The following is a 19,994-nucleotide window of genomic DNA, read 5'->3' as shown; positions in this document are numbered from 1 at the left end:
CGTGAGCATCCTCGTTCCCACCGTGCCGGACAGCGACCAGCTGCACCGCGACGCCCTGACCGTCCTCCAGCCCGGCTTCGTCGGCACCGAGCCGCCGGAGTGGCTGCGCCGCCACCTCGCCGCGGGCCTCGGCTCGGTCGCGCTGTTCGACCGCAACGTGGTCGACCTCGGCCAGCTGTCCGCGCTCACCGGGGCGCTGCGGGCCGAGAACCCCGACCTGCTGATCGCCATCGACGAGGAGAGCGGTGACGTCACCCGGCTGGAGGCGGGCTCCGGCTCGTCCTGGCCCGGCAACCTCGCGCTCGGCGCGATCGACGACCCGGTGCTGACCCGGGACGTCGCCCGCGAGCTGGGCCGGGCGCTGGCCGCGGCCGGCGTCAACTACAACTGGGCGCCCACCGCGGACGTCAACTCCAACCCGCGCAACCCGGTCATCGGGGTCCGCTCCTTCGGCGCCGACCCCGAGCTGTGCGCCCGGCACACCGCCGCCTGGGTCGAGGGCCTGCAGTCGGCCGGCGTGGCCGCCTGCTCCAAGCACTTCCCGGGCCACGGCGACACCGCGGTGGACTCGCACCACGGCCTGCCGGTCATCGACGTCGACCTGGACGTGCTGCGGGCCCGCGACCTGATCCCCTTCCAGGCGGCGATCGCGGCCGGCACCAAGGCCGTGATGACCGCCCACATCATGATCCCGGCGCTGGACCCGAAGCTGCCCGCCACCCTGAGCCCGGCCGTGCTGCGCGACCTGCTGCGCGCGGCCCCGGCCGACGGCGGCCTGGGCTACCAGGGCCTGATCGTCAGTGACGCCATCGAGATGGGCGCCATCGCCGACACCTTCGGGATGGGCGAGGGCACCGTGCTGGCCCTGGCGGCCGGCGCGGACGCGATCTGCGTCGGCGGCGGGCTCGCCGACGAGGAGACCGTGCTGATGCTGCGCGACGCCATCGTGGCGGGCGTGCGCTCCGGCCGGCTGGCCGAGGAGCGACTGGCGGACGCCGCCGAGCGGGTCCGGGCGCTGGGCAGCTGGGGCCGGATCGCGGCCCAGGGCGAGCGGATCGAGCCGGACCTGGCGGTCGGCCTGCGGGCCGCGCGCCGGGCGCTCCGGGTGGTCCGGGCGCCGGGCCTGGCGGTGCCCCCGGTGAGCGAGCGCCCGTACGTGGCCTCGTTCTCGGACGAGCCGAACATCGCGGTCGGCGACGTCACCCCGTGGGGCGTGGCCGGCATGCTGGCCGACCGCTTCCCCGGCACCCGCACCCGCGAGGTGTCAGCGGCGGAGGCCGCGCCGGAGCTGCTGGACGCCCTGGTCGGCGAGCTGGTGGCCGGCGCCGAGGGCCGCCGCCTGGTGCTGGTGGTCCGGGACGCGCACCGGCACGCGTGGATGTCCGCCGCGCTGGGCCGCCTGGTGGCGGCCAGGCCGGACGCCGCCGTGGTCGAGATGGGCCTGCCCCAGTCCGAGCCGGTCGGCGCCCTCCACATCGCCACCCACGGCGCCGCCCGGGTCTGCGGACTGGCGGCCGTGGAGGTCCTCACCGGACAGCCGGGAGCGGTCGGCTGAACCGACCGACGAGGCGTCACCGGCCGTGTCCGGTGGGCGTCGGCCCACGGGCCCGTCATGCGCATGTCGCATGGCGGGCCCCTTCCGTTTCCCCGGCGTCGACCTGCGGATCCTCCGGGTGACCGTGTTCCCTCAAGCAGGCCTTAAATCCACCTTAAGTTTCACTTGGGGTGACGGAACGGCAACTGGCCGCCACGCGGTACAACAGCTCTGCAACGGCCGCCCCGAGTAGGGCTTTTGGTCGTTGACACCACCTATGGTCTAGGCCAGAGTCCAGTCATCCGGTTCGAGATTCAACCTCGCCGGACGTGGTATCGGCCCTCCCCGAAGCTCTTCGCCGCCCTCTGTCCGGACCCTCCGCCACGGGCGACGCCAATCACGCTGCCGGCGGGCAACACGGCTCTACAACCCTCGGAGGATGGCGTGAAGAAGCGTCAGCTCATCTCGACGCTCGGGACCATGGCACTGGCGGTCGGTCTGACGGCCTGTTCCTCGACCGCGAAGCCCGCGGGCGGCGGCGCTCCCGCCGGCTCCGCGGACGCGAAGGGCGCCGCCGGCACCGTCACCGTCTGGCTGATGGACGACGCCCAGAAGAACTGGCCGGACCTGGTCCAGCGGGTCAACGACGAGTTCGCCGCGAAGTACCCGAACATCAGCCTCAAGCTCGTCTACCAGGGTTGGGCCGACAAGGTCGGCAAGCTCGACAAGGCCATCGCCGACGGCAGCGCCCCCGACGTGGTCGAGCTGGGCAACACCGAGACCATGAAGTACGTGCTCTCCGGAGCGCTGGCCCCGGTGGACCGCGGCACCTTCGACAACTCCGACAGCTGGATCAAGGCGCTCGCCAACACCTGCACGTACCAGGACAAGCTCTGGTGCGTGCCCTACTACGCCGGCTCCCGGGTCGCCATCTACAACTCCACCGCCTTCCAGCAGGCCACCGGCAGCGCCGACTTCCCGAAGACGGAGACGGAGCTGCTGACCGCGCTGGACAAGATCGCGGACCGGAACAAGGCCGACAAGACCTTCTCCCCGCTGTACCTGCCCGGCCCGTACTGGTACGCCGCGATGAGCTACGTGGCCGCGTACGGCGGCGCCATCGCCAAGTTCGACGGCTCCGGCAACTGGCACGGCACCCTGCACGACCCCAAGTCCCAGCAGGGCATAACCCACTTCGTCGACCTGGTGCGCAAGTACAACAAGGGCGACCTGACGGTCAACGAGCAGAACCAGTTCGAGTCGATGGCCCGCGGGCACGCCGCGTCCTTCTACGGCAACGGCTACGAGGCGGCCAGCGTCACCGCGCCGGTCACCGGCGACCCGAGCCTCAAGGACGCCGTCAAGGTGGCCACCATGCCCGGCCCGGACGGCAAGCCGCTGCCGACCTTCATCGGCGGCTCCGACCTCGCCCTCACCGCCAAGTCCCAGCAGGCGGCGGCGGCCACCGATTGGATCCGGATGTTCACCGGCACCAAGTCCCAGCAGGCGCTGGCCGACAAGGACATCCTGCCGAACAACCTGACCCAGCTGAACCCGCTGAAGAACAAGCCGACCACCGCCGCCGCGGCCAACGCCGTCCCGGACGCCTGGTTCACCCCGCTGGCACCCGGCTGGGGCGCGATCGAGAAGCAGAAGATCATCCCGGACATGCTGGCCTCGATCCTCAAGGGCAAGTCGGTGGACCAGGCCACCAAGGAGGCCGACGCCGCGATCGACCAGCTGATCAACAAGGCGTCCTGACCTTCCGTCGCGGCCCGTCGCGGTGCGTCCCTCCGGCCTCCGGAGGGGCGCGTCCGTCCGGCCTCCGGAGGGGCGCGTCCGTCCGCGCGGGGTGTGCGGACGCAGTGCCCGGCGGCAGGTGCGACCGTAGGATTGCCGCACGAAGTACCGCAGCGAGTGTGCGGACTCGCCGCCGTGGAGGTCCCCGCCGGGCAGCCGCCCGGGCGGGGTCGAACCGTCTCATCGGAGGCAGACCCAGATGTCCGACCCGCAGACTGTTCCCGTCCCCGGCCGGATCATGGCGGCGGAGATGGCCGAGCAGCCGGCCGTCCTCCAGCGCATCCTCGACGAGGGTGCCCCGAAGATCCGCGAGGTCGCCGCGCAGATCGCCGCCCGCAAGCCGCGGTTCGTCCTGCTCACCGCGCGCGGCACGTCCGACAACGCCGCGCTGTACGCCAAGTACCTGATCGAGATCCTGCTGGGCAAGCCGGCCGGACTGACCTCGATGTCCACCACCACCGCGTACGGGGCCAAGCCTGACCTCACCGACGTCCTGGTCGTCACCGTCAGCCAGTCCGGCGGATCGCCCGACCTGGTGGCCTCCGCCAAGGCCGCCCGCGAGGCCGGCGCCATCACCCTCGCGGTGACCAACAACGCCGCCTCGCCGCTGGCCGAGGTCTCCGAGTTCCACATCGACGTGCTGGCCGGCCCGGAGAAGGCGCTGCCGGCCACCAAGACCTACACCGCCGAGCTGCTGGCGCTCTACCTGCTGGTCGAGGGACTGCGTGGCGGTGACGGCTCGGCCGCAGAGGGGCTGCCGGGGCTGGCCGCCGGGGTGCTGGCGCGCGGGGCCGAGGTGAAGGCACTGGCGGAGCGCTACCGCTTCGCCCAGCGCCTGGTGATCACCTCGCGCGGCTACGGCTACCCGACCGCCCGCGAGGCGGCGCTCAAGCTGATGGAGACCACCTACATCCCGGCCACCCCGTTCTCCGGCGCGGACCTGCTGCACGGTCCGCTGGCCATGGTGGACAACGTCTCGCCGGTCATCGCGATCGTCCCGGACGGCAAGGGCGGCGAGGCCCTCCAGCCGGTGCTGGACCGCCTGCGCGGGCGCGGCGCGGACCTGGTGGTGGTCGGCCGGCAGGCGCAGGTGGACGCGGCCTCGGCGGGCTTCGCGCTGCCGGCCGGCGTGCCGGAGGAGGTGCAGCCGATCCTGGAGATCCTGCCGCTGCAGCTGCTGGCCTACGAGGTCACCATCGCCCGCGGCCAGGACCCGGACGCCCCGCGCGCCCTGGCCAAGGTCACCGAGACGCGGTAGGGCCCGTCTCTCGGATTGCGTCGGACCCGGCAAGGACCCGGGAGACGGGCCCTGACCCACCCCGGGCGAGGAGTCGGCCCCCGGTCCACAGGCCTGTGGACCGGGGGCCGACTTCCTGAGCGGCGGACAGGCGGTTCCGGGGGTGGAAAGCACTACGGGCCACGGCGCCGACACGGGACCCTCAACCCGTGCGGCACCGCAGCCCGGAGCTGTCGTCGGGCGCCGGAGTCGATCGAGAACTGTGCGGGGTCCTCGATCTGCGGCGTCCGACCGAGGAGGGGTCGCGCGCGGTCAGGGCAGTTGCGCGGGGGCCTCTCCTTGGTGCTCTTTCATTGTGGACTAGACCAATCTCGATTGTCCAGGCCTCTCGGAAAATTGGTCTAAACAACTCCGGGGTGGCAGGACCCGGCGCCGGGCCTGCCGCCGGACCCGCCCTGGCCCTTCCGCAGGCGTGCCCGCAGGCCCGCTCACAGGTCCGCCGCGCCCCGCCGGGACCGGCGGCGATACGCTCGCCATGTGCCCTCGCTGAACGAACTCGTCCGCCGCCACACCACCCTCACCGGGGCCGACGTGGAATGGCTCCACCACCTGGTCTCGGAGTGGCAGCTGCTCTCCGACCTCTCCTTCGCCGACCTGGTGCTGTGGATCCCCACCTGGGACGGCATCCGCTACGTCTCGGTGGCGCAGATGCGGCCCAACACCGGGCCCACCTCCTACCAGGACGACATGGTCGGCCACCTCGTCCCGCGCGGCCGCCGCCCGCTGCTGGACGCCGCGTTCGACGAGGGCCGGATCGTGCGCGAGGGCGACCCCGAGTGGCGCGAGGAGGTCCCGGTCCGGGTCGAGTCGATCCCGGTCCGGCGCGAGGGCAAGGTGCTGGGCGTGATCGCCCGCAACACCAACCTGCTGACCGTCCGCACCCCGAGCCGGCTGGAGCTCACCTACCTCCAGAGCGCCTCCGACCTGGCCCAGATGATCGCGGCCGGCTCCTTCCCGTTCCCCGACGTCGAGCAGGCCGACATGGACGCCGCGCCCCGGGTCGGCGACGGCCTGATCCGGCTGGACGCGGACGGCATCGTCACCTACGCCAGCCCCAACGCCCTCTCCGCCTACCACCGGCTCGGCCTCACCACCGACCTGGTCGGCAGCCACCTCGGCCGGGCCACCGCCGACCTCGCTCCGCCGTCCCGCTCGGCCGTCCACGAGGCGCTGGTGAAGCTGGCGAGCGGCTGGGCGCCCCGGCAGACCGAGGTCGAGGCGCAGGGGGGAGTGGTGACCCTGCGGGCGATCCCGCTCAAGCCCAAGGGCACCCTGACGGGTTCGCTGGTGCTGTGCCGGGACGTCACCGAGCTGCGCCGCCGGGACCGCGAGCTGATGACCAAGGACGCCACCATCCGGGAGATCCACCACCGGGTGAAGAACAACCTCCAGACCGTCGCGGCCCTGCTGCGGCTGCAGTCCCGCCGGATGGACTCGGAGTCCGGCCGGGCCGCGCTGGACGAGGCGGTGCGCCGGGTCGGCTCGATCGCGATCGTGCACGAGACGCTCTCCCAGGCGCTGGACGAGCAGGTGGCCTTCGACGAGATCGCCGACCGGGTGCTGGCGATGGTGATGGAGCTGTCCCAGGACGGCCGGGTGGCGACCCGCCGCACCGGCAGCTTCGGCATCCTGTCCGCCGAGGTGGCGACTCCGCTGTCGATGGTGCTGACCGAACTGCTCCAGAACGCCCTGGAGCACGCGTTCGGCCCGACCGCCTCCGGGAACCTGGAGGTCAGCGCGCTGCGCGGCCGGGCCCCGGCGACCGGGAAGGGCTGGTCGGACAGCTGGAACGGCGGCGCCCGGCCGGAGGAGTACCTGCTAATCACGGTGCAGGACGACGGCCGCGGCATGCCGGAGGGGTTCGACCCGAAGACGGCGGGCAACCTCGGGCTGCAGATCGTCCGGACGCTGGCCACCGGTGAGCTCGGCGGCACCTTCGACATGGTGGCCGGCCCGAACGGCGGGACCAAGGTGGTCCTGGAGATCCCGGTCCGCTGAGGCCGCGCGAAGGTGCGCGAAGGTGTGCGACTTGCACGAAAGTGTGCGACGTGCGTGAAGGTGTGCGACGTGCGCGAAGGTGCGTGGCGGGGGCGTATACGTGGCGGAAGCGCCGGGTGCACGCTCCACGCACCGGCGTGCGGAGCGCGGGGCCGGAGCACGGGACCGGAGTGCGGAACCAGGCGCGCAACCGGGTGTGCAACCGGGGGCGGAAACAGAAACGAGGCCCTGTCGACCGGGGGGGGTGGGTCGACAGGGCCTCTCAACCCGTTCCGGCCGTCGGGGGGAGTCGGCCGGAGCGGGGGCTCTGGGTGGTGCGACACCTCGCCGGTGCGTTGCACACGGTGAGCGCCACGGCTCCACAATATTGCTCTAAGTGAACAGTATCAAGTGCCTGGGCGGGTCCGGTGTCGCGGGACCTGGCTGGGCAAGGTCCTTTGTGCGGAAGGCTTCACCAGGAGGTGCAGGGAAGCCTTTGATCATGTGTCGATCGGTACTGCGATGCTGCTGGTGCTACGGCGTGTGATCGCGGGCGATCAGGCGGTGCGGGCGCGGTTGCGGGCGGCGCGGCGCTTCATCGCGCGACGCTCGTCCTCGCTCATGCCGCCCCAGACGCCGGCGTCCTGGCCGGTCTCGAGCGCCCACTGGAGGCACTGCTCCATCACCGGACAGCGGCGGCACACGGCCTTGGCTTCCTCGATCTGCAGCAGAGCAGGACCGGTGTTCCCGATCGGGAAGAACAGCTCCGGGTCCTCTTCGCGGCAGACAGCGCGGTGGCGCCAGTCCATGGTCGTCCAACTCCTCCTGCCGCGGGGGGTGGCCCGATCGGCATAATCGAATGGCTTGTGAATGTGAACGCTTTCACGAATCCCGCAACAGCAAAAGAGACCAAAGGCCCGCCGGGCCCGGGTGGTCTGTGCTGAGGGGATTCGGCGATTCGAGGGACGAACCGCGGTCGGCGCTCCTGTGGTTCCGGAGTTGCCGTCGCTGCGATGTGTCCCGATCGCCATGTAGAGGTTCGCAAACCTCGGGCTCGGATACAACCCCCTTCGGGGAGGAATTTTGGATTCTTCGGTGTCGCCTAGCTCACAGCCAGTACTTCTATGGAGTGAAGGGGACTTGTGCGTTCGAGAAGAAGGAGGAATCCCCCTTCCAGTCACACAATCACACGCAGTGCCCGCCGTACGCCTGTGAAACTGACGCGACTCCTGTCTCCAAGATGGTCCCCGTCGACCTGGAACGGGGCCGCTTCCTCCGAAACCAAGGTGAAGTGTCTGACGTCGTGATAGGAGACGACGTGCTTCCCGGAGGGGCCGGCCGGAGGGGCGCCGTCGCTCGAAGGCGCGTACGACCGCAGGATCTGACGGACCGTTCGAGCCGTGCCGAACGCCGTCATCCGGGTGATGCCGAAGACGTCCAGATCCGTGTCGAAGGAGGCGAGTGGTGAGGGGTAGACCGGACGGTTGCCGAGGAAGGTCCACGGCGAGGTGTTGCTGACTATCGACAGGACCAGGCCCGAAACCCGCTCGCGGCCAGGCAGCTCAAGGGAGACCGGGCCGGAACGGCGCTGCTCACGCTGGGTGAAGTAGTGCCGCAGGGCCTGGCCGACGTAGAGGGCGTGGGTGGACTTGCGCCCGGCCCGTCGCTGCGCCTCGACCCGGCCGACCACCCCGGCGTCGAAGCCGAGGCCGGCGGTGAACGTGAACCAGCGGTCCGGCAGCCCCTCCGTCATCGCCTTGCCCAGCCCGATCGGCCGCTCCCGGCCGTGCTCCAGCGCGTCGAGCAGGACACCGGTGGCCTCCACCGGGTCGTTGGGCAGGCCCAGCGCGCGGGCGAACACATTGGTCGAACCGCCCGGCACCACGGCCAGTCGCGGGACCTTCTCGCCCGGGCCGTGCGCCAGCAGCCCGTTCACCACCTCGTTGACGGTGCCGTCCCCGCCCAGCGCCACCACCAGGTCGACCGTGCCGTCCTCCGCCGCCTCGCGGGCCAGGTCGCGCGCGTGGCCCCGGTACTGGGTCTCGGCGACCTCCAGCTTGAGATCGCTGCGCAGGGCGTGGATCAGGACGTCCCTGGTCCGGCCACTGGTGGTGGTGGCCTTGTGGTTCACGACCAGGAGAGCGCGCATGGGGAAAGCCTACGGGTCGGTACGGACCAACCGGCGGCTACCCTGCTGGAGTGACCGCAGAAACCTCCGCCCCCGCACCCTCGGCCGGCTCCGGGCGCCCGGCCTCCCTGACGCTGGGCGCCGCCATCACCGCCCTGGAGGGCGTCGCGCTGGCCCTCGTCGGCGTCTCGGACATGGTGTCCGCGCTGTCCGGCCAGGCCAAGCAGCTCGCCCTGAACGAGTTCGGCGGAGCGGTCATCGTGCTGCTCGGCGTGCTGCCGGTGCTGGCCGCCCGCGCGCTGCTCAGGGAGCGCCGCTGGGGCCGCAGCCCGGCCGTGCTGACCAACTCGATCTGCCTGCCGGTCGCCTACTACATGTTCGAGAGCGGCGGCGCGATGATCGCGGTCGGCGCGCTGGTCGGCGTGCTCGGCCTGGTGGGCATCGGCTGCCTGCTGAACCCGAAGTCGACGGCGGCCCTGTACGCCCCGTCCGAGGACTAGGGCGCACAGGGCCGGGGGCACGCGGGGCCGGGAGTCGTACGCGCGGCCGCCCGAGCTGAGCGGCCGTCAGTCCTACTCCTCCACCAGGAGCTTCTCCCGCAGCTGTGCCAAGGTCCGGGCGAGCAGCCGGGACACGTGCATCTGGGAGATCCCCACCTCGGCGGCGATCTGCGACTGGGTCATGTTCCGGAAGAACCGCAGTACCAGGATCTTCTGTTCCCGGGGCGGCAGTTGGGCCAGCAGCGGCTTGAGTGACTCGCGGTACTCGACGCCCTCCAGCGCCTCGTCGGTGGCGCCCAGGGTGTCCGCGACGGCCGGCGACTCGTCGTCGCTGTCCGGCACGTCCAGGGACAGCGTGGAGTACGCGTTGGCGGACTCCAGGCCCTCCAGGACGTCCTCCTCGGAGATCCCCAGGTGCTCGGCCAGCTCGTGCACCGTGGGGGAGCGGCCGTGCCGCTGGGAGAGCTCGCTGGTCGCCGTGGTGAGCGACAGCCGCAGCTCCTGGAGCCTGCGCGGGACGCGCACCGCCCAGCCCTTGTCGCGGAAGTGCCGCTTGATCTCCCCGACGATGGTCGGCGTCGCGTAGGTGGAGAACTCGACCCCGCGCTCGTGGTCGAAGCGGTCCACCGACTTGATCAGGCCGATGGTGGCGACCTGGGTCAGGTCGTCCAGCGGCTCGCCCCGGTTGCGGAAGCGCCGGGCCAGGTGCTCGACCAGCGGGATGTGCATCCGCACCAGCTGGTTGCGCAGCTCGACCCGCTCCGGGGAGCCCTCGGGCAGCGCGGACAGCCGGACGAACAGCGCGCGGGCGGCCTCCCGGTCCGGGGCGCCGGTGCGGTGCGAGCCCTGGGTGGGGACGGTGCCGTGCAGCTCGGCCTCGTCAGCCGGGTCCGTCCCGTCCACCGGGTCCGGCGGGGGCACGGCGGCAGGCGTCGGCTCGGACGTCGGCTCGGTGGGGTGGCTCATCCGCTGGGCGTCCTTCGGGTGCGCTTCGTCGTTGGCGGCGAGGCCGGGAACGCTCGCCTGGGTCGGTACGGCAGGTCCCGCCGTCGCGAGGCCGGTACGGTCCAGATCACTCACGGCCATTCCCCCGTTCCGTTCCGGGAGCACCGGGGCCGGCGGCCCCGGAATCGTCTCGTTGGTCGTACCGCGTGGGCGGCGGTACCGGGAGCCGTCCGTCGGGCCCCGGGGCGGGGATCGGCGGACGGCCCTTGCGCGGGTGCTGCTCGGTGCTGCTCGGTCGTGCGGTTCGGCGCCCGGCTAGTGGGCGGCGGAGCCGCCGCGCTTCTTGTGCAGGCTGATCGACACGGTGTTGTCCTCGCCGACCGAGGAGTCGACCTCGCCGGCCAGGGCGGAGAGCACCGTCCAGGCGAAGGTGTCCCGCTCGGGGGCCTTGCCGTCGGTGGTCGGGGCGGAGACGGTGACCTTCAGCGAGTCGCCGACCAGCCGGAACTCGCAGGACAGGACGGAGCCGGGCACCGCCTGCTGGAGCAGGATGGCGCAGGCCTCGTCGACCGCGATCCGCAGGTCCTCGATCTCGTCGAGCGTGAAGTCCAGCCGGGCCGCCAACCCGGCCGTCGCTGTTCGCAGGACGGAGAGGTAGGCCCCCGCTGCGGGCAGCCGGACCTCCACGAAGTCCTGAACACCGAGATCGCCGTCGATCTGGGACACCCTTGCCTCCTGGGCGACGCGCCGTGCCTTCTTTGGTACCCCGCTTGTTACCGCTTGCTACCCCCGAAGGGGGGCCGGCGCGGCGGATCCGCCATCGCTCTGCCTTCCGCAACCCCGGTTCGGGAGTTACTCATGGTAAGGCATTGCGACGCAGGGTGGCAGACCCTTTCCCCGGACTCCGGAGGGCCGTTCAGCGCCGTCCGGCGTCGGCCAGCGCCTCGTCGGTGAGCCGGTACACCGTCCACTCGTCCATCGGCACCGCGCCGATGGACTTGTAGAAGTCGATCGAGGGCTGGTTCCAGTCCAGGACCGACCACTCGACCCGGGAGTAGCCGCGCTCGACGGCGATCCGGGCCAGTTCCAGCAGCAGCGCCTTGCCGTGGCCGCCGCCGCGGGACTGCGGGCGGACGTACAGGTCCTCCAGGTAGATCCCGTGGGTGCCGCGCCAGGTCGAGAAGTTGCGGAACCAGACCGCGAAGCCGACCGGCTCGCCGGTGGTGTCGTCCTCGGCGATCAGCCCGAACAGGGCCGGGTTCTCGCCGAACAGGGCCTGGTGCAGCTGCTCCTCGGTGGCCTTCGCCTCGTGCAGTGCCTGCTCGTAGTCCGCGAGTTCGCGGATCATGGCGTGGATGACGGGGACGTCGGTGGCGACGGCGGTGCGGATCATGCCAGTGAGCCTACTGCTCGGGACCGGTCTCGTCCCAGGCCTGGACGGAGGTCTGGTCGACGATCCGCCCGTCCCGCAGCCCGGCCATCGAGGACATCAGCACTCGGACGCCGTCCGGGTACCGGCAGGACTCCAGGAAGGCGACGTGGTCGCCCTGGACCACCACCTGTTCCAGCTTGTGGGTCATCTCGCGGCTGTAGATGTCGTCCAGCATGGCGCCGATCTCCTCCCGCCCGTGCATCACCAGGGGGTGGCTGGGCTGGGTCTTGCGATCGACCATGCGCAGTTCGGCGTCCTCCGCGTAGAGCGCGAGGAGGGTCTCGGCGTCGCGGCGCTCGATGCCCTGGCGCAGTGCGCGGGTGTCGAAGGCGGCGGGGGTCGCCGTGGTGGTCATGATCTCGCTCCTCCGGTCGGGTTCCGTCGGCTCGTACCTTGAGCGTACGCCCGGCCGCCCGGGGCCGGAGGAGCGGGACCGGGACCGGTCAGCGGGCCGGCACGGTGCGCAGGTACCCGGCCAGCGCGCCGATCGCCGCCGGGTTGCGCGGGCTCTCCACCAGGTCGACGTAGTCCATGACGAAGATCCGGTCGTTGCGGATCGCGGCGACGTCGGCCAGCGGCGGGAAGGACTTGAGGAACTGCCGCTTCTCCTCGGCCCCGGGCGTCGCGTAGTCGTTGATCACGATCACTTCGGGGTCGCGCTCCACCACGCTCTCCCAGCCGGCCGTGACCCAGGTGTCGGCGAGGTCGCCCATGATGTTGGTCCCGCCGGCCTTGGCGATGATCTCGTTGGCGGCGGCGAACTTCCCGGCGGTGTACGGCTTGTCCTGCCCGCTGTCGTACAGGAAGACGGACGGGTGGCGCTCGGGCTGCGGGACGGCGGCGATCTGCGCCTTGAAGTCGGCGATCAGCTTGTCGGAGCGGTCCTTGACGTCGAAGATCTCGCCGAGGTTGGCCAGGTCGGTGTAGAGCGCCTCCAGCGGGTCCATCACGCCGCGCACGGTGCCCCTGCCGGTGCGGCAGGACTCGCTGAGCACGTACGAGTCGACGCCGAGCGCCTTGAAGGCCTGCGGGGTGACGCCGCCGCCCTCGTCGAAGCCGTAGTGCCAGCCGGCGAAGACCAGGTCGGCCTTGGCGTCCAGGGCGATCTCCTTGGTGAGCACCTTCTTGGAGAGCCAGGTGGTCTGCTGGTAGCCGTCCTTCCAGGCGACCTTGTCGATCTGCCCCTTGTCGTCGGGCATCACGTAGCCGGCCATCCGGTCGGCGAGGCCCAGGGAGAGCATCAGCTCGGTGATGTTGACGTCGTTGGTCACCACCCGGGCGGGCTTCCGGTCGAAGGTGAGCTTCTCGCCGCAGTTGTCCACCGTCACCGGGTAGTGGGCGGAGGCGGTGGCGGTCTCCTTGGGGGCGATCTCGGCGCCGCAGGCGGTGAGTCCGAGGGTGAGCAGGGCGGTGGCGGCAACGGCCTTGGTGCGCACGGTGGTTCCTCTGGGCAGGGGGGGCGGATCAGGCGGGGTGGTCGAGACGGTCGAACAGCAGCTGGAGGGCACCGCTCTCCGGGTGCCGCACCGGGGTGGCCCGGACGCCGAACACCTCGGCCAGCAGGGCGGGTCGGAGCACCTCCTCGGGCGTGCCGGAGGCGACGATCCGGCCGGCCCGCAGCACGTACAGCAGGTCGCAGTGACCCGCCGCCAGGTTGAGGTCGTGCAGCGCGGTGAGCACCGTCGGGCCGGCCTCGCGGGCGAGCGCCAGCACCTCCAACTGGTGGGCGATGTCGAGGTGGTTGGTGGGTTCGTCCAGCACCAGCAGGCGCGGCTCCTGGACCAGGGCGCGGGCGAACAGCACCCGCTGCTTCTCGCCCCCGGACAGGCTCAGGAAGCCGCGCTCGGCCAGGTGCCCGGCCCGGACCTTGCGCAGCGCCTCGGCGCAGCGCTCCGCGTCCCCGTCGGTGGGGGCGCCGAAGCCGCGGCGGTGCGGCAGCCGGCCCATCGCGACCACCTCGGCGACGGTGAAGTCGAACTCGGCGGAGTGCTCCTGGGTCAGCGCGGCCACCCGGCGGGCCGTCTCGCGGGCGGTGAGGGCGTGCAGGTCGTCGCCGGCCAGCCGGACCGCGCCGCCGGCCGGCCTCAGCACCCGGTAGACGCAGCGCAGCAGCGTCGACTTGCCGCTGCCGTTCGGGCCGATGAGCCCGACCACCTGTCCGGCAGTGGCCGCCAGGCTCACCTCGTGGACCAGCCGGGTGCCGGCCAGCTCCACCGAGACGGCGTCGACGGCGAGGTCCTGGGCGTGCGCGGCCACGGCGGCCGCCTCGGTCACGTCGGTCACCGGGTGCCTCCGAAGGACTGGCCGCGGCGGCGCATCATCAGCAGGAAGGCGGGCACGCCGAGCACCGCGGTGAACACCCCGACGGGCAGTTCGGCGGGCGCCAGCAGGGTGCGCGAGGCGATGTCCACCCAGACCAGCAGCAGGGCCCCGGCGAGCGGGGCGATCACCAGCACCCGGCGGTGTCCGGCGCCGACCAGCATCCGGGCCAGGTGCGGCATCAGCAGCCCGACGAAGCCGATCGCCCCGCTGACCGCGACCACGGTGCCGGTGACGGCGGCGGTCACCACGAACAGCTCGCGGCGCAGCCGGTCCGGGTCCACGCCGAGCGAGGCGGAGGTCTCGTCGCCCATCGCGAGCGCGTCCAGCCGTCCGGCGGCGCAGGCCAGGTAGGCGAGGCCGGCCAGGACGGTGACGGCGGCGATCGGCACCGAGCCCCAGGTGGCACCGCCGAGGCTGCCGAGCAGCCACATCATGGCGTCCCGGGCGGCCTCGCCGCGGTCGGCGGCGAAGACCATCAGGGTGGTGGCGGCGGAGAATCCGTAGGACAGGGCGGTGCCGGTGAGCACCAGGCGCAGCGGGGTGAGCCCGAACGCGGTGCGGGCGGCGAGGTAGACCAGCGTCATGGCGGCCAGGGCGGAGCCGAAGGCGGAGGCGGAGATCGCCCACACGCCGAGCGAGGCGAAGGCGCCGAACAGCAGGACGGCGTTGGCGCCGACCGCCGCGCCGGAGGAGATGCCGAGGACGAAGGGGTCGGCCAGCGCGTTGCGCACCAGGGCCTGGACGGCGACGCCGCAGGCGGCCAGTCCGGCGCCGACCACGGCGGCCAGTACGGTGCGCGGCAGCCGGATCTCCCAGACGATCGCGTACGCCGCCGCCTCGTCCGCCTCCAGTCGACCGCCCGTCAGCCCGGCGCCCAGCAGCCGCAGCACCCGGGGCAGGCCGAGCCCGGAGGAGCCGAGGGCGACCCCGCAGACCAGCGAGAGCAGGAGGGCGGCGCCGAGGCCGGCGGCGAGCGGGACGACGGGTGTGCGACGAGTGGGCGGGCCGACTGCACGGTCTGCGGGTGCGCGGTTCACGGGTGCGCCTTGCCTCGGGCCGGGGGTGCGCCGGGGCGGGCGCGGGCCGGGGCGTGCCGGGGCGCCGTTCCCCTCGCAGTCCACGGCGAGTTGTCGGGAGTTCGGCGGCCGAGGGTGATCGGGCTGGCGCGGCCGTACGGGCTGGTACGGGCCGTGCTCACCGTTGCGGGTCAGCGCCGGATTCACACCGGACTTCCCCTCGGACGCCCTGGCAGCATAACAGCCACTCAGGGCAGGCAACCCTTACCGTTCGAGGATCGGGCGTGAACGCACGACCGCCCCCGTCCGGTGGTCCGGACGGGGGCGGTCGGGTGGCGACGCGTCAGGCTCAGGCCTGCTTGGTCTCCCAGAAGATCTTGTCGACCTCGGCGATCAGGTCCAGCAGGGCCTGGCCGGTGGCCGGGTCGGTGGACGCCTTGGCGGCCGAGGCGGCCTTCAGGGTGTCGTTGATCAGCTGGTGCAGCTGCGGGTACTTCTCGAAGTGCGGGGCCTTGAAGTAGTCGCTCCACAGCACCGAGATGTGGTGCTTGACGGCCTCGGCGCGCTGCTCCTTGATGATGATGGCGCGGGCGCGGAAGTGCGGGTCCTCGTTGGCCTGGTACTTCTCCTGGGTGGCCTTGACGGACTCGGCCTCGAGCTTGGCCTGCGCGGGGTCGTACACGCCGCAGGGCAGGTCGCAGTGGGCGTGGGCGGTGGCGCGCGGTGCAAACAGACGAGAGAACATGGGAGTCCTTCCTTAGATCGTCTTCCCGCGCCCGAGATTACCCTTCCGCCCGCCCGGTTTCGCGATCGGGCGGCGGGCCTAGGGCGAAAGACGGACCCGCAACCGGGGTATTCCGGACATCGGGGCGCTGACGGCCCGTACGGCAGACTGGGGGACGGGCGGAGCGGGAGGAGGAGTCGTGGCGCGGAGCACGCGACCGGAGGACGTCGGAGCCGGGGACCGGGGCGGTGTGCTGCCGTTCGGGCTGGTCGACGTGGCGGGGCCGTCGATGGTCCCGACCCTGCGCGAGGGCGACCGGCTGCTGGTCCGGTACGGCGCGCCGATCCGGCCGGGCGCGGTGGTGGTCTTCCGGCACCCGTTCCAGCAGGACCTGCTGGTGGTGAAGCGGGCCGTCGAGCGCCGGCCCAAGGGCTGGTGGCTGCTGTCGGACAACCGCCCGGTGGACAGCGACAGCCGCAGTTACGGCGCCGTCCCGGACGAGCTGGTGCTCGGCCGGGCGCTGCTGCGGCTGAACCCGAGCCCGGCCTGGCTGGCGCCGGGGCGCCGGCTGGAGCGGCTGCTGCTCACCCCGCGGCTGGCCCGGGTGCCGGGCCTGGCCCGCCGGCTCGGCGCCTGGGTGGAGGAGGTCTGAGGCCCTGGGGCCCGGACTCCCGGGGCTCCGAGCTCCCGGGGGCCTGGGTTCGCGAGGGCCTAGGCCCGGGCCGCGGCCTCCGCCTCCTGGCGCTTGCGGGCCCGGTAGGCGGCCACGTTGGCGCGGGTCGCGCAGCGGTCCGAGCAGTAGCGGCGGGAGCGGTTGGTCGAGGTGTCCAGGTAGGCGTTGCGGCAGGGCACGGCCTGGCAGATGCCGAGCCGGTCGGCGCCCAGCTCGGTCAGGTGGACGGCCAGGCCCATGCAGGCGACCGCGGTGTAGTGCGCGGTGGCGGTGGGGGAGTTGTCGGCCAGGTGCAGGTGCCAGCGCGGCCGCCCGGCGTCGTCCAGGTAGTCGTGTCCGGAGACCAGCGGGCTGACGGGGTACTCCATCAGCAGGCTGTTCAGCAGGTCGACGCCGCGGACCTCGTCGCCCTCGGCGGCGGCCTCGAAGACGCCGCGCAGCCTGGTCCGCACCGCCCGCAGCCGGGGCAGGTCGGACTCGTCGGCGAGGGCGGCGGCCCGCGAGGAGTCGGAGAACAGGCCGCGCACCGCCTCCACGGAGGTCAGCGCGTCGGTGCCGCGCTCGGGCTCCTCGGTGTTCACCAGCCGAACGGCGAGATCGGCGTAGGCGGCGAGCTCCACAGGGGTCCTTCCAGATTCGGTAACGGGCTGACTGCTTCCAGCCTATTACTCGTACGGCGTTCCGGCCTCCTCTCCCCGGCGGGAAAGGGGGCGGCGCCCGGCAGGACGGGTCTGCCGGGCGCCGACGGTACCGCCTAGAGCACCTTGGACAGGAAGGCCCTGGTGCGCTCGTGCTGCGGGTTGGTGAGCACCTCGCGGGGGTTGCCGGACTCGACCACCACGCCGCCGTCCATGAACACCAGGGCGTCGCCGACCTCGCGGGCGAAGCCCATCTCGTGGGTGACGACCACCATGGTCATGCCCTCCTCGGCGAGGCCGCGCATGACGTCGAGGACGTCGCCGACCAGCTCCGGGTCGAGTGCGGAGGTGGGCTCGTCGAAGAGCATCAGCTTGGGCTTCATGGCCAGCGCGCGGGCGATCGCCACGCGCTGCTGCTGGCCGCCGGAGAGCTGCGAGGGGTAGTTCCCGGCCTTGTCGGCCAGGCCGACCCGCTCCAGCAGGGCCATGCCGCGCTCGCGGGCGTCGGCCCTGCTCTCGCCCTTGACCTGGACCGGCGCCTCCATGACGTTCTCGACGGCGGTCATGTGCGGGAACAGGTTGAAGCGCTGGAAGACCATGCCGATGTCGCGCCGCTTGAGGGCGACCTCGCGGTCCTTGAGCTCGTGCAGCCGGTCGCCCTTCTGCCGGTAGCCGACCAGCTCGCCGTCCACCCAGAGGCGGCCGCCGTTGATCTTCTCCAGGTGGTTGATGCACCGCAGGAAGGTCGACTTGCCGGAACCGGAGGGGCCGATCAGGCAGAACACCTCGCCCTGCTTGACCTCCAGGTCGATGCCCTTGAGCACCTCGACCGGGCCGTAGGACTTGTGCACGTTCTCGGCGCGGACCATGGGCTCGGTGGACGCCGCGGCGTCGGCGGGGGTCTTGCTCAGGTCGGTCATACGTGACCACCTCCCTCGAGCCCCGGGACGACGTCGGTGGTCGTCCTGGGGGCGGGCTTCCCGGCGAACAGGCCCCGCAGCCGCTGCAGCGGGGTGGGCGGCAGGGTGCGGTTGGAGCCCCGGGCGTAGTGGCGCTCGATGTAGTACTGGCCGATGGTCAGCACCGAGGTGAAGAACAGGTACCAGAGGCTGACCACGATCAGCAGCGGGATGTTCTGGTAGTTGCGGGAGTAGATGACCTGGCCGGCCCGGAAGATCTCCTCGAGGGAGATCACGGAGACCAGCGAGGTGGTCTTGAGCATCGAGATGGTCTCGTTGCCGGTCGGCGGGATGATCACCCGCATGGCCTGCGGCAGGACGATCCGGCGCATGGTCTGGAACCGGCTCATGCCGAGCGCGTGCGCGGCCTCGGTCTGGCCCTCGTCGACCGACTGGATGCCGCCGCGGACGATCTCCGCCATGTAGGCGGCCTCGTTGAGGCCGAGGCCCAGCAGGGCGGCGACGAAGGTCGGGATCAGCACGTTGGTCTGCTCGGACCAGAACTCCGGCCCCCACGGCACGCCGATCGACAGCTTGGCCCAGATCAGGCCGAGGAAGTTCCAGAACACCAGCTGCACCAGGACCGGGGTGCCGCGGAAGATCCAGATGTAGACCCAGGCGACGCCGGCCAGCAGCGGGTTCGGGGAAAGGCGCATCACCGCGAGGACGATGCCGCCGACCACGCCCATGAGCATGGCGAGAACGGTCAGTTCCAGCGTCACCAGCAGGCCGTGCATGATGCTGTCGTGGAACAGGTACTGACCGACGATGTCCCACTTGAAAGCGGGGTTGGTGAAGAGGGCGCTCACGAGCATCGCCGCGAGTACGGCGATGACGACGGCGCCGGCCCAGCGTCCGGGGTGACGGACGGGGACGGCCCTGATGGTCTCGGGCCGCCCCTTCTCCGCCGTCCCCTTGTCCAAAGAGTTCACGGTGTGGCCTCGGGGGAGAAGTGAAGCGTACGAGGGTCAGGAGGCGCTGTTGACGACCGACTTTTCGATGGCGCCGGCCTCGACACCCCACTTGCTGAGGATCTGCTTGTAGGTGCCGTCGTCGATCAGCGACTGGACGGCGCCCTGGATGGCCGGGGTGAGCTTGGAGCCCTTGGCCAGGGCCACGCCGTAGGGGGCCACGCCGTAGGTCTCGCCGACCTTCTCCAGCTGGCCGCCGGACTGCTTGACCGCGTAGTCGACGACCTGGGAGTCGGCCATCAGCGCCTGGTCGCGGCCGGAGACCACGGCGTTGGTGACGTCCGTCTGGAGGTCGAACTTGTCGCCCCCGTTCTGGATGCCCGGCTTGCCGGCCTTGGCGCAGTCGGGGTCGCGGGTGTCCTTGATCTCGTCGGCCTGGGTGGTGCCGGTCTGGACGGCGACCTTCTTGCCGCAGAGGTCCTTCGGGTCGATCTTCTCCGGGTTGCCCTTCTTCACCGCGACGGCGCTGCCGGAGTTGAAGTAGGTGACCATGTCGACGATCTGCTCGCGCTCCTTGTTGTCCGTGAAGGACGACATGCCGAGCTGGAACTTGTTCGACTGGATGCCGGGGATGATCGCGGTGAAGCCGGAGTCCTGGACCTCGGCCTTCAGGCCGAGCTTGGCGGCGATGGCGTTGGCCAGGTCGACGTCCATGCCGATGACCTTGCCGCTGTCGTCCTTGAACTCGTCCGGCGCGTAGGAGGCGTCCGCGCCCACCACGAGCTTGCCGGCCGCCTTGACGTCATCCGGGACGAGCGAGGCCAGCTTGGGATCGGCCTTGACCTCGTTGACGGTCGCGGAGGCGTTGGGGGCGCCGCTGCCGTCGCTCTTGCTGCTGCTGCAGCCGGTCAGCACGAGGGAGACCGACGCGGCGACCACACCGGCTGCGAGGAGCCGGCTGCGCTGGGTACGGGTGGTCATGAGGGGGATCTCCATCCTGGGGGAGAGAGGTCGGGCGGAGCGCGCCGCGGGAGCGGCGCACCGGAACGGCGAGCCGCGCGGCTCGGTACGGGTGCGTGTCGCCGTACGTCGTCGTACGTGCAGGCCGGGTCGTGCAGTTGCCCGGGCGCGGGGGTGC

Annotated in this window: 20 protein-coding genes and 1 riboswitch; of the genes, 6 read left to right on the top strand and 14 right to left on the bottom strand. The window is 71.7% G+C overall.

From position 1 onward, the window contains the following. The first annotated feature begins 1 nt into the window (after position 1). The 4 genes from ACZ5OX_RS14985 (at position 2) to ACZ5OX_RS14970 (ending at position 6,629) form a co-directional block, all read left to right on the top strand. The gene (locus ACZ5OX_RS14985; protein WP_449790003.1) at positions 2–1,555 is read left to right on the top strand and encodes a glycoside hydrolase family 3 protein; all 1,554 of its coding nucleotides are present in this window, start codon (positions 2–4) and stop codon (positions 1,553–1,555) included. Positions 1,556–2,014: 459 nt separating this feature from the next. Further along, a complete protein-coding gene (locus tag ACZ5OX_RS14980) occupies positions 2,015–3,295 on the top strand; it encodes an extracellular solute-binding protein (protein WP_465630393.1) in 1,281 nt (426 codons plus the stop codon). 238 nt (positions 3,296–3,533) lie between these two features. After that, the gene (locus ACZ5OX_RS14975; RefSeq protein ID WP_465630247.1) at positions 3,534–4,592 is read left to right on the top strand and encodes an SIS domain-containing protein; all 1,059 of its coding nucleotides are present in this window, start codon (positions 3,534–3,536) and stop codon (positions 4,590–4,592) included. Between the two features lie 516 nt (positions 4,593–5,108). After that, positions 5,109–6,629, top strand: coding sequence for a sensor histidine kinase (locus tag ACZ5OX_RS14970; protein WP_449790001.1), 1,521 nt, complete (start codon positions 5,109–5,111; stop codon positions 6,627–6,629). Positions 6,630–7,165: 536 nt separating this feature from the next. On the opposite strand, the gene ACZ5OX_RS14965 is transcribed toward ACZ5OX_RS14970, so the two are convergent. Both ACZ5OX_RS14965 and ACZ5OX_RS14960 read right to left on the bottom strand, forming a co-directional pair. Beyond that, positions 7,166–7,417, bottom strand: coding sequence for a WhiB family transcriptional regulator (locus tag ACZ5OX_RS14965; protein WP_014138019.1), 252 nt, complete (start codon positions 7,415–7,417; stop codon positions 7,166–7,168). A gap of 368 nt (positions 7,418–7,785) precedes the next feature. After that, on the bottom strand, positions 7,786–8,757 hold the full coding sequence (locus ACZ5OX_RS14960) for a diacylglycerol/lipid kinase family protein (RefSeq protein WP_449790000.1): 972 nt from the start codon (positions 8,755–8,757) through the stop codon (positions 7,786–7,788). 50 nt (positions 8,758–8,807) lie between these two features. Here ACZ5OX_RS14960 and ACZ5OX_RS14955 point away from each other — a divergent pair, with 50 nt between their 5' ends. After that, a complete protein-coding gene (locus ACZ5OX_RS14955) occupies positions 8,808–9,236 on the top strand; it encodes a hypothetical protein (RefSeq protein ID WP_392913638.1) in 429 nt (142 codons plus the stop codon). Positions 9,237–9,308: 72 nt separating this feature from the next. Here the strand turns inward: ACZ5OX_RS14955 and ACZ5OX_RS14950 are convergent, their stop codons facing one another. From ACZ5OX_RS14950 to sodN, 8 genes are all read right to left on the bottom strand, one after another. Beyond that, positions 9,309–10,322, bottom strand: coding sequence for an RNA polymerase sigma factor SigF (locus tag ACZ5OX_RS14950; RefSeq protein WP_465630246.1), 1,014 nt, complete (start codon positions 10,320–10,322; stop codon positions 9,309–9,311). A 174-nt stretch (positions 10,323–10,496) separates the two neighbouring features. Continuing rightward, positions 10,497–10,907, bottom strand: coding sequence for an ATP-binding protein (locus tag ACZ5OX_RS14945; RefSeq protein ID WP_449789997.1), 411 nt, complete (start codon positions 10,905–10,907; stop codon positions 10,497–10,499). Between the two features lie 190 nt (positions 10,908–11,097). Continuing rightward, positions 11,098–11,574 carry a GNAT family N-acetyltransferase gene (locus ACZ5OX_RS14940; RefSeq protein ID WP_392873255.1) on the bottom strand — a complete coding sequence of 159 codons (477 nt, stop codon included), beginning with the start codon at positions 11,572–11,574 and terminating at the stop codon, positions 11,098–11,100. A gap of 10 nt (positions 11,575–11,584) precedes the next feature. Then, positions 11,585–11,968 (bottom strand): nuclear transport factor 2 family protein, encoded by a 384-nt coding sequence (locus ACZ5OX_RS14935; protein WP_449789996.1) that lies wholly within the window; start codon positions 11,966–11,968, stop codon positions 11,585–11,587. Between the two features lie 88 nt (positions 11,969–12,056). Beyond that, on the bottom strand, positions 12,057–13,049 hold the full coding sequence (locus tag ACZ5OX_RS14930; RefSeq protein ID WP_465630245.1) for an ABC transporter substrate-binding protein: 993 nt from the start codon (positions 13,047–13,049) through the stop codon (positions 12,057–12,059). Between the two features lie 28 nt (positions 13,050–13,077). Beyond that, entirely contained in the window at positions 13,078–13,887 is an 810-nt protein-coding gene (locus tag ACZ5OX_RS14925; protein WP_465630392.1) for an ABC transporter ATP-binding protein, read from the bottom strand. 5 nt (positions 13,888–13,892) lie between these two features. Beyond that, positions 13,893–14,972 carry a FecCD family ABC transporter permease gene (locus ACZ5OX_RS14920; RefSeq protein WP_465630244.1) on the bottom strand — a complete coding sequence of 360 codons (1,080 nt, stop codon included), beginning with the start codon at positions 14,970–14,972 and terminating at the stop codon, positions 13,893–13,895. 122 nt (positions 14,973–15,094) lie between these two features. Then, positions 15,095–15,232, bottom strand: a riboswitch (cobalamin riboswitch). A gap of 68 nt (positions 15,233–15,300) precedes the next feature. Beyond that, positions 15,301–15,696, bottom strand: a complete 396-nt coding sequence (gene sodN, locus ACZ5OX_RS14915) for a superoxide dismutase, Ni (protein ID WP_045699892.1) — start codon at positions 15,694–15,696, stop codon at positions 15,301–15,303. A gap of 268 nt (positions 15,697–15,964) precedes the next feature. Between sodN and sodX the strand changes: the two genes are divergently transcribed. Then, positions 15,965–16,327 carry a nickel-type superoxide dismutase maturation protease gene (sodX, locus tag ACZ5OX_RS14910; RefSeq protein ID WP_465630391.1) on the top strand — a complete coding sequence of 121 codons (363 nt, stop codon included), beginning with the start codon at positions 15,965–15,967 and terminating at the stop codon, positions 16,325–16,327. 59 nt (positions 16,328–16,386) lie between these two features. Here the strand turns inward: sodX and ACZ5OX_RS14905 are convergent, their stop codons facing one another. The 4 genes from ACZ5OX_RS14905 to ACZ5OX_RS14890 all read right to left on the bottom strand — a co-directional run bounded on the left by ACZ5OX_RS14905 (position 16,387) and on the right by ACZ5OX_RS14890 (position 19,837). Then, complete coding sequence (locus tag ACZ5OX_RS14905) at positions 16,387–16,968, bottom strand: CGNR zinc finger domain-containing protein (protein ID WP_465630243.1); 582 nt, start codon at positions 16,966–16,968, stop codon at positions 16,387–16,389. Positions 16,969–17,102: 134 nt separating this feature from the next. After that, positions 17,103–17,855, bottom strand: a complete 753-nt coding sequence (locus ACZ5OX_RS14900) for an amino acid ABC transporter ATP-binding protein (protein ID WP_449793571.1) — start codon at positions 17,853–17,855, stop codon at positions 17,103–17,105. 47 nt (positions 17,856–17,902) lie between these two features. After that, positions 17,903–18,877, bottom strand: a complete 975-nt coding sequence (locus tag ACZ5OX_RS14895; RefSeq protein ID WP_465630242.1) for an amino acid ABC transporter permease — start codon at positions 18,875–18,877, stop codon at positions 17,903–17,905. A 36-nt stretch (positions 18,878–18,913) separates the two neighbouring features. Further along, positions 18,914–19,837: an ABC transporter substrate-binding protein gene (locus ACZ5OX_RS14890; protein ID WP_465630241.1), complete on the bottom strand. Its 924-nt coding sequence runs from the start codon at positions 19,835–19,837 to the stop codon at positions 18,914–18,916. Between the last annotated feature and the right edge of the window lie 157 nt (positions 19,838–19,994).

The sequence above is a fragment of the Kitasatospora sp. NPDC032121 genome, from assembly GCF_055580145.1.
The sequence above is the reverse complement of the archived record's forward strand: the minus strand, read 5'-3'. Positions and strand labels throughout refer to the sequence as shown.

Bases quoted from the DNA above. Each gene is read 5' to 3' on its own strand.
- ACZ5OX_RS14980 (WP_465630393.1), top strand. From the start codon at position 2,015: ATGGCACTGGCGGTCGGTCTGACGGCCTGTTCCTCGACCGCGAAGCCC.
- ACZ5OX_RS14975 (WP_465630247.1), top strand. From the start codon at position 3,534: ATGTCCGACCCGCAGACTGTTCCCGTCCCCGGCCGGATCATGGCGGCG.
- ACZ5OX_RS14965 (WP_014138019.1), bottom strand. From the start codon at position 7,417: ATGGACTGGCGCCACCGCGCTGTCTGCCGCGAAGAGGACCCGGAGCTG.
- ACZ5OX_RS14960 (WP_449790000.1), bottom strand. From the start codon at position 8,757: ATGCGCGCTCTCCTGGTCGTGAACCACAAGGCCACCACCACCAGTGGC.
- ACZ5OX_RS14950 (WP_465630246.1), bottom strand. From the start codon at position 10,322: ATGGCCGTGAGTGATCTGGACCGTACCGGCCTCGCGACGGCGGGACCT.
- ACZ5OX_RS14940 (WP_392873255.1), bottom strand. From the start codon at position 11,574: ATGATCCGCACCGCCGTCGCCACCGACGTCCCCGTCATCCACGCCATG.
- ACZ5OX_RS14935 (WP_449789996.1), bottom strand. From the start codon at position 11,968: ATGACCACCACGGCGACCCCCGCCGCCTTCGACACCCGCGCACTGCGC.
- sodN (WP_045699892.1), bottom strand. From the start codon at position 15,696: ATGTTCTCTCGTCTGTTTGCACCGCGCGCCACCGCCCACGCCCACTGC.
- sodX (WP_465630391.1), top strand. From the start codon at position 15,965: ATGGTCCCGACCCTGCGCGAGGGCGACCGGCTGCTGGTCCGGTACGGC.
- ACZ5OX_RS14900 (WP_449793571.1), bottom strand. From the start codon at position 17,855: ATGGTCCGCGCCGAGAACGTGCACAAGTCCTACGGCCCGGTCGAGGTG.
- ACZ5OX_RS14890 (WP_465630241.1), bottom strand. From the start codon at position 19,837: ATGACCACCCGTACCCAGCGCAGCCGGCTCCTCGCAGCCGGTGTGGTC.